The 12,222-nt window shown below is 66.6% G+C and carries 15 protein-coding genes; 5 read left to right on the top strand and 10 right to left on the bottom strand.

The window, feature by feature from the left end; all coding sequences use genetic code 11:
• The first annotated feature begins 1 nt into the window (after position 1).
• Together SIDU_RS00570 and SIDU_RS00565 are read left to right on the top strand one after the other, a co-directional pair.
• Positions 2-643, top strand: a complete 642-nt coding sequence (locus SIDU_RS00570) for a TetR/AcrR family transcriptional regulator (protein WP_025161018.1) — start codon at positions 2-4, stop codon at positions 641-643.
• A 53-nt stretch (positions 644-696) separates the two neighbouring features.
• Positions 697-1,320, top strand: coding sequence for a response regulator transcription factor (locus SIDU_RS00565; RefSeq protein ID WP_020821195.1), 624 nt, complete (start codon positions 697-699; stop codon positions 1,318-1,320).
• A 118-nt stretch (positions 1,321-1,438) separates the two neighbouring features.
• Here the strand turns inward: SIDU_RS00565 and SIDU_RS00560 are convergent, their stop codons facing one another.
• Genes SIDU_RS00560 through argH form a run of 5 tightly spaced genes read right to left on the bottom strand, consistent with a single transcriptional unit; the run spans position 1,439 to position 6,103 of the window.
• Complete coding sequence (locus tag SIDU_RS00560; RefSeq protein WP_007687583.1) at positions 1,439-2,392, bottom strand: zinc transporter ZntB; 954 nt, start codon at positions 2,390-2,392, stop codon at positions 1,439-1,441.
• The gene (locus SIDU_RS00555) at positions 2,389-3,147 is read right to left on the bottom strand and encodes a precorrin-2 dehydrogenase/sirohydrochlorin ferrochelatase family protein (RefSeq protein WP_007687581.1); all 759 of its coding nucleotides are present in this window, start codon (positions 3,145-3,147) and stop codon (positions 2,389-2,391) included. Before SIDU_RS00555 ends, SIDU_RS00560 begins: the two co-directional genes overlap by 4 nt.
• Positions 3,147-4,427: a diaminopimelate decarboxylase gene (gene lysA / locus SIDU_RS00550; RefSeq protein ID WP_007687579.1), complete on the bottom strand. Its 1,281-nt coding sequence runs from the start codon at positions 4,425-4,427 to the stop codon at positions 3,147-3,149. The genes SIDU_RS00555 and lysA overlap by 1 nt, the downstream gene beginning before the upstream one ends.
• Positions 4,428-4,460: 33 nt before the next feature.
• Positions 4,461-4,724, bottom strand: a complete 264-nt coding sequence (locus SIDU_RS00545; protein WP_007687577.1) for a hypothetical protein — start codon at positions 4,722-4,724, stop codon at positions 4,461-4,463.
• The gene (gene argH, locus SIDU_RS00540; protein ID WP_007687575.1) at positions 4,724-6,103 is read right to left on the bottom strand and encodes an argininosuccinate lyase; all 1,380 of its coding nucleotides are present in this window, start codon (positions 6,101-6,103) and stop codon (positions 4,724-4,726) included. Before argH ends, SIDU_RS00545 begins: the two co-directional genes overlap by 1 nt.
• 43 nt (positions 6,104-6,146) lie before the next feature.
• Between argH and SIDU_RS00535 the strand changes: the two genes are divergently transcribed.
• Entirely contained in the window at positions 6,147-6,722 is a 576-nt protein-coding gene (locus SIDU_RS00535) for a TlpA family protein disulfide reductase (protein WP_025161091.1), read from the top strand.
• Between the two features lie 76 nt (positions 6,723-6,798).
• Here SIDU_RS00535 and SIDU_RS00530 read toward each other — a convergent pair whose 3' ends face one another.
• Entirely contained in the window at positions 6,799-7,050 is a 252-nt protein-coding gene (locus SIDU_RS00530) for a hypothetical protein (RefSeq protein WP_007687571.1), read from the bottom strand.
• On the opposite strand from SIDU_RS00530, the gene SIDU_RS00525 reads away from it, so the two are divergent.
• Together SIDU_RS00525 and SIDU_RS00520 are read left to right on the top strand one after the other, a co-directional pair.
• Positions 7,020-9,581 carry a TonB-dependent receptor plug domain-containing protein gene (locus SIDU_RS00525; protein WP_025161090.1) on the top strand — a complete coding sequence of 854 codons (2,562 nt, stop codon included), beginning with the start codon at positions 7,020-7,022 and terminating at the stop codon, positions 9,579-9,581. The two genes, SIDU_RS00530 and SIDU_RS00525, sit on opposite strands and share 31 nt — an antisense overlap.
• 64 nt (positions 9,582-9,645) lie before the next feature.
• Positions 9,646-10,047: a RidA family protein gene (locus SIDU_RS00520; RefSeq protein ID WP_007687568.1), complete on the top strand. Its 402-nt coding sequence runs from the start codon at positions 9,646-9,648 to the stop codon at positions 10,045-10,047.
• A 27-nt stretch (positions 10,048-10,074) separates the two neighbouring features.
• On the opposite strand, the gene SIDU_RS00515 is transcribed toward SIDU_RS00520, so the two are convergent.
• The 4 genes from SIDU_RS00515 to SIDU_RS00500 all read right to left on the bottom strand — a co-directional run bounded on the left by SIDU_RS00515 (position 10,075) and on the right by SIDU_RS00500 (position 12,206).
• Complete coding sequence (locus SIDU_RS00515; RefSeq protein ID WP_007687563.1) at positions 10,075-10,470, bottom strand: hypothetical protein; 396 nt, start codon at positions 10,468-10,470, stop codon at positions 10,075-10,077.
• A 93-nt stretch (positions 10,471-10,563) separates the two neighbouring features.
• Entirely contained in the window at positions 10,564-11,148 is a 585-nt protein-coding gene (locus SIDU_RS00510) for a hypothetical protein (RefSeq protein WP_020821191.1), read from the bottom strand.
• Between the two features lie 24 nt (positions 11,149-11,172).
• Positions 11,173-11,724: a demethoxyubiquinone hydroxylase family protein gene (locus tag SIDU_RS00505; RefSeq protein ID WP_007687559.1), complete on the bottom strand. Its 552-nt coding sequence runs from the start codon at positions 11,722-11,724 to the stop codon at positions 11,173-11,175.
• Positions 11,721-12,206 carry a disulfide bond formation protein B gene (locus SIDU_RS00500; RefSeq protein WP_007687557.1) on the bottom strand — a complete coding sequence of 162 codons (486 nt, stop codon included), beginning with the start codon at positions 12,204-12,206 and terminating at the stop codon, positions 11,721-11,723. Before SIDU_RS00500 ends, SIDU_RS00505 begins: the two co-directional genes overlap by 4 nt.
• Positions 12,207-12,222 lie beyond the last annotated feature (16 nt).

Raw genomic sequence — 12,222 nt, 5'->3', positions numbered from 1 at the left:
CATGACAAAGTCCCTTCCCCCGCTCAGCCGCAGAGAGGCACGGCGTAGAGATCGACGCAAGGCCATATTGGACGTGGCGTCGCGTTCCTTCATGGAAAATGGCTATGCCGCGACGACGATGTCGTCGATCGCCGCGACGCTGGGCGGATCGAAGGGCACGCTCTGGAGCTATTTCCCGTGCAAGGAGGCGTTGTTCGCCGCCGTTCTGGACGACGCGACCACCGCCTATCGGGCGCGCCTCGCCGAAATCCTGGATCCTGAGGGCGACCTTGCGGGAACGTTGCGGACGCTGGGGTTGAACCTGCTCACGAAAATCACCTCGCCCGAAAGCATCGCGCTCTATCGGCTGGTGGCGTCCGAATCGGGCCGCTTTCCCGAAATGGGCGCGATCTTCTACCAATATGCGCCCGGCAGTACGCGGCGGCTGATAGCCGAATTCCTGGAAAGGGCGATGGACCGCGGCCTTTTGCGCCGCGCCGATCCCGAGCTGGCGGCACGCACCTTCGCCGTCCTGATGCTGTCGGGCTGTCACCAGTCGCTGGTCTGGGGACAGATCGAACGGGCGACGGCGGAACAGATCGAGGCCGATGTCGAACATGGGCTGGACTGTTTCCTGCGCGCCTATGCGCCGCCGGCCCGTTAACCATTTCTTTGCCCGCCGATCCTATGCTGCGCGCCTGCAACAGGTGGGACGCCATGCAATTCTGGAAACGCGAAAGCATCAGCAGGCCGCAACGGGCGCAGGCCCAGGCAAATGGGCGGGCGCCCCGACGATTGCGCCTTCTGCTGGTCGATGAAGACGCCACGTCCCGCGCCGTCGTGGCGCGGCGGCTGTCGCATCTGGGCTATGACGTCGCGCTGGCGGAACATGGCTTTTCCGCGCTCAACATGCTGGTCACGCGGCCGGTGGACATCATCCTGATCGACATGGGGCTGACGCTGCTGCCCGCCCTGACGACGATGCGGAAGATCCGGGCGGCGGGCCTGGCCGACAATGCCTGCTTCGTCATGATCGGCGGGCGGAACGACAGGGTCTCCGCGGTGGAGGCGCTGGACGCGGGCGCCGACGACCATGTGGTCAAGCCGTTCGATTTCGACCTGCTGGATGCGCGGCTGCGCCATCTGTGCGCGCGGGCCGAGCAGGTGGGCGCGCTGGCGCGGCACAATGCCGAACTGGACGCCCGGATCGCCCGGCGCGCCCTGGAACTGGGCGAAACGCGGGACGCGCTGGCGGAAATGCAGGCGGACCGGGCGCGGCTGGTGTCGTCGATCCAGGCGCTGCATGACGAGATTGCGCGGTTGAACGCGGCGCGGAATTAGGGCTGGGGAGCGATTTTAGGCGGGTTGGGCGGAAGAGGCTCGACCTGCGCAGTTCCCCTCCACCACTCGCTTCGCGAGCGGTCCCCCTCCCCATCTGCGATGGGGAGGATTTACGCCATCACTTCAACCATTGCGTTGCCGCGAACCAGCCGCTGATGCCGGCGGCCATGGCTACGCAGACGCCGACCACGCCCCAGAAGGCCCAGGGTTCGTGGGCATAGGGGATGCCATCGACATTCATGCCCAGCAGGCCGGTCAGGAAGGTCAGCGGCAGGAACACCAGCGCCACCACCGATATGATCAGCGCCTGCCGGTTCATCTGTTCGGCGCGCAGGTCGGTCAATTCTTCATGGGCGAGCGCGGAGCGTTCGCGCACCGCCTCCAGTTCCTCGGCCATGCGGGCGCAGCGGTCGGCGGCTTCCTGCAGGTGCAGCCGGTCGTCCGGCTCCAGCCAGGGCGCGTCCGCGGCGGACAGTCTTTCCAGCGCCTGCCGCTGCGGCGCGATGAAGCGGCGATAGCCGATGGCGGTGGCGCGGATTTCCGACACCCGCCGCCGCGCCTCCGCCGGGCCATGTTCGGTCAGCGCGCTTTCGATCTCGTCCAGTCCGTCGCCCAGATCGGCGACTTCGGGGTCCAGCGCTTCGGTGATCTGCTGCGCGAAGGCGGCGATCAGGTCGCCCGGATCGCGTATCCTGCCCGCCAGCATCTGCGCCGCCACCGGTTCCATCGCGGCGAGCGGACGATAGCTGACGGAGATCACCCGCGCCTGTTCGGCCCAAAGGCGGATCGACACCAGCGGATCGCCCACCCCGTCCTCCGCCGCGCCTAGCCCGCGCAGGTTCACCAGCGCGCCATGCCCCATCAGCGTGCAGCGGGGGCGGGTTTCCTGCGCCAGCAGCGCGGACAGGGCGGCTTGCGGCATATGGTCGCAGCGGGACACAACCGTGCGGGCATCCTCCCGCCAGCCGTCGGCATGCACCCAACTGAAGGGCGCGTCCTCCGTCCGCTCGCAGAAGGCGTCCAGCGAGATTTCCCGCGCCTGCCCGCCCTCGAAAAGGAAGACCCGGCTCATGGCGCCATCTCCAGCCAGAGCGACAGGCCTGCGCCCGGTTGGCCGGGTGGTGCGCTTGCCGCGACGCGCGCCGCGTCGGCGCGGGCGCGGTCCAATATGGCGGCGGGCACGCCGGGCGCGTGATAGACGCGATCCGCTTCGCCCAGCAGGCGGGCGGCGCGCAGCGTCAGATCGTCGGGATCGGCGGACAGCAGGCGGATCGTCTCCAGCCGGTCGGCATCGGCATCGCCGCTTCCGGCCAGCCAGTCCGGCACGGCGTCCGCCCCAACGTCCGACAAGGGATCGATCGGGCCGCCAGCGGCCAGTCCGGCGTCGATGCCGCGCCGCCGCGCCGCCGCGTCGGGCCAGCGCTTGCGGATCGCGGCCCGCGCATCGCGCAGCGCCGTCGCCAGCGCGCCCAGCCGAGCGGGCAGCAAAGCCTCCAGCCGTTGCCGCAGCGCCTTGGCCAGCCCGGCCGAAGCGCCGCCGGTGCCGATGGCGATCAGCACCGGATCGCGGTCGACGATGGCGGGCAAAGTGAAGTCGCACAGGTCCGGCCGGTCGGTGGCGTTCACCCATATGCCGCGCGCCTGGAGCCTCTGCACGGTCGCCTCGTCACCGTCCGCGACGATGGCGAGCGCGGCCTCCTCCCCCTCGCCCACGATGCGCGCCCCGGCCCGTTCCAGCAGGCGGCGCTTGGCGTCCGCCGCCTCGCCCTCGCCGGTCAGGATGACGGCCCGCCCTTGCAACCGCAGGAAGACGGGCAGGCTGTGCATCAGTCCTGCACGCCTTCCGACGCTATCCAGGCGGGAATGCTGTCGCCCTGGATCAGCGCCTCTATCGGCGGACGGGCGCGGACCACGGCCCATTTGTCGCCCGACACCAGCACTTCGGGCGTCAGGGCGCGGCTGTTATAGGTGCTCGCCATGGTCGCGCCATAGGCGCCCGCGGTCATGAAGGCGACCAGGTCGCCCGCGCCCACCACGTCCATGTCGCGATGCATGGCGAAGGTGTCGCCGGTCTCGCACACCGGCCCCACGACATTGGCGGCGGCACGCTCCCCCTTCGGATGGACGGCGCGGATGTCGTGCCATGCGTCATAGAGGCTGGGGCGCAGCAGGTCGTTCATGGCGGCGTCGACGATGACGAACGGGGCCTGCGCGCCCTGCTTCACCCGCACCACCTGCGACAGCAGCACGCCCGCATTGCCGACGATCAGGCGGCCCGGTTCGAACATCAGGCGGACGTTCCAGCCCTGCGTGATCCGCGTCACCATCGCGCCATAGTCGGCGGGGCTGGGCGGCGGCGGCTGCGACGGGTCATAGGGGACGCCGAGACCGCCCCCCAGGTCGGCGGTGCGGATGTCGTGGCCCGCCGCCCGCAGCCTTTCGATCAGCGCGCCGACCTTGATGAAGGCGGCCTCCAGCGGCGTCAGGTCGGTCAACTGGCTGCCGATATGCACCGCCACGCCCTGCACGTCCAGGCCGGGCAGGTCGCGGGCGGCGGCATAGCTGGCGAGCGCCCGGTCATAGGGGATGCCGAACTTGTTTTCCGACTTGCCGGTGGAGATTTTCGCATGGGTGCCCGCGTCGACATCCGGGTTGATGCGGTAGGCGACCGGGGCCTTCCTGCCCATCGACAAGGCGACTTCGGAGAGCATTTCCGCTTCGGGTTCGCTTTCCAGATTGAACTGGTAGATGCCCTGTTCCAGCGCGATGCGCATTTCGTCCGCCGTCTTGCCGACGCCGGAAAAAACGATGCGCTCCGCCGGGATGCCCGCCGCGATGGCGCGCAGCAATTCGCCCGCCGACACGACGTCCGCGCCCAGGCCCAGCTTCGCCAGCGTCGCCAGCACGGCGGCGTTGGGATTGGCCTTCACCGCGAAGGCGATCAGCGGATCGTGGATTTGCGACAGCCCCTCGCGAAACACGGCGACATGGCGGGTCAGGGTCGCGGTGGAATAGATATAGACGGGCGTGCCGACCTGCGCGGCGATGTCCGCCATCGGCACCTGCTCCGCCAGCATCGCGCCATCGACATAGGTAAAATGGTCCAAGTCAGTCTATCCTAGAAATGCCGGCGCCAAAATCTAGCGCGGGTCGCTTTCGGGCGGCAGGTCGAATTCGTCGTCGCCGCGCACCCTGGACTGGGTCAGCAGTTCGACATTGCGTTCCGGCCGCGCCTGAATGGGGGGCGTGGTCAGCTCCGCCGCGGTCGGCGCGGCCGCAGCGCCCACCGGCACGGCGGGCAGGCGCTGACCCTGCAGGGGCTTCAACGGCTGGCGGCCGCCGCAGGACGCCAGGGTCAGCGCCAGCGCGGCGAGCGCGCATGCCTTGGCGATCCGTGCGGTCATCACTTGCCCTGCCCTTTCGCCTTCTTCCGGGCCTCGGCAATGCGCGCGCGCACCTGATCGGGCGCTGTGCCGCCATGGCTCCTGCGGCTGGCGATCGAGGCGTCGACCGTCAGCACCGCATAGATACGCTCATCGATCCGCGCATCAATGGCCTTGAGCGTTTCCAGCGGCAGATCGGCAAGCTGCACGCCCGCCGCCTCCGCCGCCGCGACGGCGCGGCCGGTGATGTGGTGCGCCTCGCGGAAGGGGACGTCGCCTTCGCGAACCAGCCAGTCGGCCAGGTCGGTGGCGGTGGCGAAGCCGCTTTCCGCCAGGCCGCGCATGCGGTCGGTGCGGAACGTCACCGTCTCTATCATGCCGGTCATCGCCGCGATGGAAAGGCCGAGCAGGTCGTGCGCCTCGAACACCGGCGGCTTGTCGTCCTGCATGTCCTTCGAATAGGCGAGCGGCAGGCCCTTCATCGTGACGCAGAGCGCGTTCATGCAGCCCATGATCCGCCCGGCATGGCCGCGCACCAGTTCGGCGGCGTCGGGGTTGCGCTTCTGCGGCATGATCGAGCTGCCGGTCGAATAGGCGTCGGGCAATTTCACGAAGCCGAAGGGCTGGCTCGCCCAGATGATGAATTCCTCGGCCAGGCGCGAGAGGTGCAGGCTGCACTGGGTCGCGGCCATCAGGTAATCGAGCGCGAAGTCGCGGTCCGACACGCTGTCGAGGCTGTTGTCGGTCGGCTTGGCGAAGCCCAGCGCCGCCGCCGTGGCGTGACGGTCTATGGGAAAGCCCGTCCCGGCCAGCGCCGCCGCGCCCAGCGGGCATTCGTTGAGGCGGGCGCGGGCGTCGGCGAAGCGGCTGCGGTCGCGGCGGATCATCTCATGATAGGCCATGAGGTGATGGCCGAGCGTCACCGGCTGCGCGGACTGGAGATGGGTGAAGCCAGGCATTACCGCGTCGGCATGTTCCTCGGCGCGGGTCAGCAGCATGTCCGACAGGCCCTGCAGGCCCGCCTCGACCTCATCGATGGCGTCGCGCACCCAGAGGCGGAAATCGGTCGCCACCTGGTCGTTGCGGGAGCGGGCCGTGTGCAGCCGCCCGGCCGCCGGGCCGATCAGTTCCGCGAGGCGCGACTCCGTGACCATGTGGATGTCCTCCAGGTCCAGGTTCACCGGCACGCCGTCTGCCTCATATTCGGCGGCGATGCGGGTCAGCCCCTCGGTGATCGCCTGCGCGTCCTCGCCATCGACGATACCCTGCTTGGCCAGCATCGCGACATGCGCCTTCGATCCGACGATGTCCTGTTTCCACAGGCGCTTGTCGAAGGGGATGGAGGCATTTATCTCCCGCATGACCGAAGCCGGACCGGCCGCGAAGCGTCCGCCCCACATGCTGTTGGAGCTTTTTCCCGTGCGATCTTCCTTGCCCTGCGTAATGACACTGCTCCTGCTGGCTGGCCTTGGCGCGTGCGATAAGCAATCCCCGCCCGCCGGGCAAGGGCCGAACGCCACCAGCGGCGAGGCGACCGGGCCGGCGCAGAGCGGGAAGGGCGCGTTCAGCTATACGCTCGACAGGTCGAAGGCGGGGACGCCTGCCCCCGGCTTCACCTTCCAGAACCCTGACGGGAGCGATGCGAAGCTGAGCGATTTCGCGGGCAGGCCGATGCTGGTCAACCTCTGGGCGACATGGTGCGCGCCCTGCGTGGCGGAGATGCCGACGCTGGACGCGGTGGCGGCGGAATATGGCAAACAGGGCCTGGCCGTCCTCACCATATCGCAGGACAGCCAGGGCGAGGCGGTGATCAAGCCCTTTTTCGAAAAGCATCCGCTGCCGCATCTCAAGGGCTGGATCGACCCGGAAAACCAGTTCGGCTTCCACTACAACACCGGCATGCTGCCCACCACGGTGATCTATGACGCGCAGGGCAGGGAAACGGCGCGGGTGGTCGGCGCGATGGATTGGAACAGCAGGGAAGGCCGCGCATTGATCGAGGCGGCGATGGCGAGTTGATCCCCCCCCCCGCTCGTCATGCCGACCATGGCAGGCATGACGGCTGAGGGCGGAATTTCATTTAAACGAACTTCGGTCAAAAATCCGCCATGCGCGCCGCTTGCAAAATGCGCAGCGCCACATGCGCCCTAATCAATTGCCATTTCGCCGCGCAGCATGGCAGCCTGTCCTGATTTTTAGCGGAAATGAAGAAGAAATATTTAATTTTTTCTATCATTTTGTGCGGTGCGGTAGAGGTTTCGTCCAGGAACTTCGTTGAGCCCCTTGTCATAAATAAATGCAGAACAGGGGGCATAGATGACAAGATTATCCGCACTTCGCCTTTCATTGGTGCTGGCCTCGTCCTGGTCGGCCTGCGCGATGGCCCAGGAGGCGCAGTCGCCGCAGGTCGATGACGGCGGCGCCATCATCGTCACCGGCACCCGCGCCGTCGGCATGCAGGCAGCCGAAAGCGCCGCGCCGATCCAGGTGCTGAGCCAGGAGGCGATCAGCCATGTCGGCCAGCCGAACCTGAACCAGGTGCTGACCCAGATCGTGCCGAGCTTCACCGCCCAGACGCAGGGCACCGACCTTTCCAGCTTCTCGCTTTCCGCCCGCCTGCGCGGCCTCAGCCCGAACCACACGCTGGTGCTGGTCAACGGCAAGCGCCGCCACGGCAACGGCATCCTGCAGGTGATCTCCGGCGCGTTCCAGGGTTCGGCCGCGCCCAGCATCGACCTGATCCCGCCGGACGCCATCGCCCGTGTCGAAGTGTTTCAGGAAGGCGCGGCGGCCGTCTACGGCACGGACGCCATTGCGGGCGTCATCAACTTCATCCTCAAGGACAACAACGAGGGCGGCAGCTTCAAGATCACGGGCGGCCAATATTATGACAGCGAAGGCGAGCTGTTCTCCGCCTCCGGCAATATGGGCTTCAAGCTGGGCGAAGACGGCTTCTTCAACCTGAGCCTGTTCCACCGCCGCCAGGATTACACCACCGTCGGCACCGGGCAGGTACAGATCACCAGGCCGGACGGCACGCTTCAGCCCAACACCCCCGCCCAATGGTCCAACCTGGCGGGCGACGCCCTGTCGGGCATCAACGGCGGCCAACCCAAAACCTACCTGACCGAAGCCTTCTACAATATGGGCTATGATTTCGGCGGGATCGAACTGTACAGCTTCGGCGATTATGCCCGCCGCATCGGCTACGCCAAGCAGGGCTACCGCCATCCCAAGCGCATCTGCTACGAAACCGGCAACCTTAGCGGCGGCATCACGCCCGCGGCCTATAATCCCAATATCTGCTACAGCAACACCGGCACCTGGGGCATGGTTCCGCTCCAGCATGTGATCGAGGACGAATATAGCTTCACTGTCGGCGCCAAGGGCGAGGCTTCGGGCTGGAACTACGACCTCAGCACCACCTATGGCTATCAGAAGGACGACATCTGGACCGAAGCGTCGGCCCATCGCGAAGTCTGGCAGGAAAGCTACGCCGCGTCGTTGCAGGGAATCGGCGTCCCCAACACGGTGGACAAGGCCTATGACGGCGGCTTCCGCCTGAGCCAGACCACGGTTACCGCCGACATCCGCAAGGAATTCGAAGTCGGACTGGCTGGTCCCCTCACCTTCGCGTTCGGCGGCGAATATCGCCGGGACACCTATGAGATCGTCGCGGGCGATTATTATTCGACCTACAAGACCGGCGTTCAGTCCTTCCCCGGCTACAAGTCGACCGACGCGGGCAAGTTCCGCCGCAGCTCGCGGGCGGGTTATATCAACCTGATCGCGGAACCCATCGAAAACTGGTCCATCGACCTTGCCGGCCGTTATGAGGATTATACCGACTTCGGCGACACGACCATCGGCAAGATCACGACCCGCTACGACTTCAGCGACGCCTTCGCGCTGCGCGGCACGGTCAGCACCGGCTTCCGCGCTCCCACGCTGGCGGAGCAGAAATATTCGACCATCAACGTCGGCCCGACCAGCGCCGTCGCGCAACTCCCTGCCGGCACGCCTGCTGCCGTGCTGTTGGGCTTCCAATCGCTCAAGCCCGAAAAATCGACCAATTTTTCGAGCGGCGTCGTGCTGCGTCCCATCCCCAAGCTCGCCATCACCTTGGACGGCTATTATATCAAGATCAAGGATCGCATCGCCGGCACCGCTCCCCGCTTTGCGGTGCAAGGCGGCGTGACGCAGCCCGGCGGCGCCGCCATCTTCAGCGCGTTGAACGCTGCGGGTATCGTCCTTGATCCGGCACTTCCTAACGTGGGCGTGGCTAGCTTCACCAACGGCATTGATACGCGCACCTGGGGAATCGACTTCGCCGCCGCTTATCCGATCGCGCTGGACTTCGGCAAACTCGACCTGTCGCTGACAGCGAACTACAACAAGACGAAGATCACGCAGAACAAAATCCCGACGGTCTTCAGCGCCGTATCCGAAAGCAATATTGAAAGGGCCTCGCCGGAATATAAGATCGTCGCCGGCTTCCTCTTCACCAGTGGTCGCTTCACGTTCAACGCGCGCGAAACATTCTATGGCAAGACCAGCGTGCTCGTCACGCCCCAGGTGTCCTGCTCCACGCTGACGGCAGCCAACCAACCCTGCACCTATGAAGGCGTCGTCAAGGCGACGGCGCTTACGGACGTGGAGGCCAGTTACGATTTCACCGATTTCGTGACCTTCTCGGTCGGCGCGAACAATCTGTTCGGCAAGCGTCCCGAAACGCCCAGCCTGTTGCAGGGCGTCACCATCCCGGCGGGCACGTCACCGTTCATCAACGGCGCCGGGTCCTACAACAGCTATTATGGCCACAGTCCCTACAGCACGTCAGGCGGCTATTATTACGCTCGCCTCGACTTCAAGTTCTAAAGCGTCACGAAGGGAGGGCCGGTCCGGAAAGGACCGGCCCTTTTTGTATCGGGGAAATAGGCATATGAAGAAATGGCTCGCCCTGTTCCTGGCCCTCGGCGCCACGCCGCTGGCCGCGCAGCAGCCCCCTTTCTCCCCCGCCGTGCGGGCGGGCGACATTCTCTATCTTTCGGGCCAGATCGGCCGGGTGCCGGACGGCATGGACCCCCATAAGGAGGGCTTCGACGCGGCGGTTCGCGGCGCGATGGATTCGATCGGCAGGATCCTCAAGGACAATGGCCTCGACTTCGGCCATGTCGTCAAATGCACGGTGATGCTGGACGATATGGCGGACTGGCCCCGGTTCAACGGCACCTATGTCAGCTATTTCCAGGGCAAGCGGCTGCCCGCCCGAAGCGCATTCGGCGCGGACGGGTTGGCCATGGGCGCGCCGCTGGAAATCGAGTGCATCGCGAGCCTCAAATAGAAGCGCCGATGGCGACGACCGAAGGCCCTAAGGTTCGCCCTTCGACTCCCGCATCCGCCGTTCCGCGAACCATTGTTCCAGCATCTTGGCGGTGCAGCCGGTGAAGCCGTTGCTGCCGATGGCGGAGCAACCGCCCGGCAGGGCCTGCCGCTGCACCTGCTCCATGGTCGCGACCTGGCTGCCCCAGCCGGGGCTGCCGGCCGGCTCCGGCTTTTCGCGCAGTTTCCGGGGAATGCGATAGCGTTCGGATTCGGGCTTGCGCGCGCAGACGATGATCTCGTCGCCCTGCCCCTTGGGGCAAGGATCGTCGCCATAGACTATCAGGTTGAAGATTTTTTGGGGCGGTTGCGCATGGGCCGCGCCGGCGAAAGTCAGGGGCGCCAGCGCGACGGCGGCGAGGGGAAGGGCGGTGAGGAGGCGCATCGATCCATATTCCTTGTTCGTCCCCTGTCCCGCCGTCCGGATTGCCCGGTTTGCGGCAGCCTTCTTCCAGACGGCGCGCCGCGGCGCATGCCGTCACTGCTGCGGCGTCGTTCCCTGCGGCGTCGCTTCAGCCGCACCTTGCTGCTGTTGCTGGGCGGCCCGCGCCTTTTCCTCCGCAACGGCCTGCGCCTCGATCGCCTTGCTTTCCGCATCGATGGTGGAGAGGCGCCGGGCCCGCTCCGCCTCCACCAGATCCTTCCAGTTCGCATTGTCCGCGGCCTGCCGCTCCGCCTTGGCGAGCCGCGCCAATTGCGCGAAGCAGCCGGTGGCCCCGCCGCCGCCGACCGGCGAGCAGCTTTCGGTGCCGCTGCGGCCGACATATTCCATCGACCTCACCCGTTCTCCCCAGGCCTGGTGGCTGGGCTGGTTCGGATCGCCGCGCAACGGTTCGGGAATGCGATAGCGTTCCTCCTCGCCCTTGCGCGCGCACACGACGATGTCGCTGCCCTGGCTCTGCGGACAGGGATCGTCGCCATAGACGATGACCAGGTTGACGCGTTCCGACCCCGCCTGCGCGGCGGGGGCCTGTTCCTGCGGCACGCTTGGTCCCTGCTGCGCCAGCACGGGGGAAGCCGTGCCCAGCAAAAGCATGGCGGCGATCAGGCTGGTCTTCATCATGCTTCTCCTCAGATGCGCTTCGCCTTAGATATACTTAGAAAGGGCGATGGCGGCACGACAGCCCAATCGGATGGCGCCCGACAATAAGGGATAGGCCGGAGCCTGCTCCGCGCCATGGGCGATGGCGGTTTCGCGATGCTCCACCTCCTCCGCCTGGAAATCCGCGATGACGGTGGAGAGTTCCGGATCGTCCTCTCCCAATTGCTCCAGCTGCTCGGCATAGTGCCGGTCGATCTCCGTCTCGATCGCGGCGGTGCAGGCCATGGCGGCGCGCGGCCCGATCGCCGCCGTCACCGCGCCCAGGGCAAAGCCCGCCAGGTTCCAGACCGGCTGCAAGGCGGTCGGCCGCACCCCCCGCCGCGCGATCATCGCGTCGAAATGCTTGCGGTGCCGTTCCTCCTGCGCGGCCATGCCGGCGATCAGGCGGGAATCGGGATGCCGATCCCCCATGACGGCCAGTTGCCCGGCATAGATGCGGGTCGCGCCGAATTCCCCCGCCTGATCGACGCGCAGCATGGAGGCGCGCTCCGCGTCGGTCACGCGGCGGCCGGGGCGCGGGAAGTCCTTTACGCTCATGCCTTGCTCCCTTTTCCGATCAGCAGCGCCAAGATGAGGAGCGCGGCCACGCCCGACAAGAGGCCGTTATAGCCCGCCATCGAAATGCCCAGCAGGCTCCAGGGCGCCACGTCGCAGCGGGTGATCGGCGTCGCCATGATCTGGTTGAGGATGTCTGCCGGATTGCCGCCGGCCGGGCTGGTCGAGCAGGCGGTGAGCCCTTCCCACCAGCCATATTCGACGCCTGCATGGAACAGGCCGATGCCGCCGCCGATGCCGATGGCAAGGCCCGCCAGGCCCGTGAACAGCGCGCTCACGCAGGCCTTGCCGCGCATCGCATAGGCGACCAGCGCCAGCGGAATCGCGGCGAAATGGGCGTAACGCTGCCACCAGCACATTTCGCAGGGGTGCATCCCCCCAACATATTGGAAGGCATAGGCGCCCGCCAGCATGGCCAGGGGAAAGATCAGCGCCAATGCGCGGGCGAGGGGCAGGTTTGTCATAGCGTTCGCTTAAACC

This window comes from Sphingobium indicum B90A, assembly GCF_000264945.2.
GTDB classification, from domain to species: domain Bacteria; phylum Pseudomonadota; class Alphaproteobacteria; order Sphingomonadales; family Sphingomonadaceae; genus Sphingobium; species Sphingobium indicum.
Note: the sequence above shows the minus strand (reverse complement) of the source record. Positions and strands in the feature narration are given on the sequence as shown.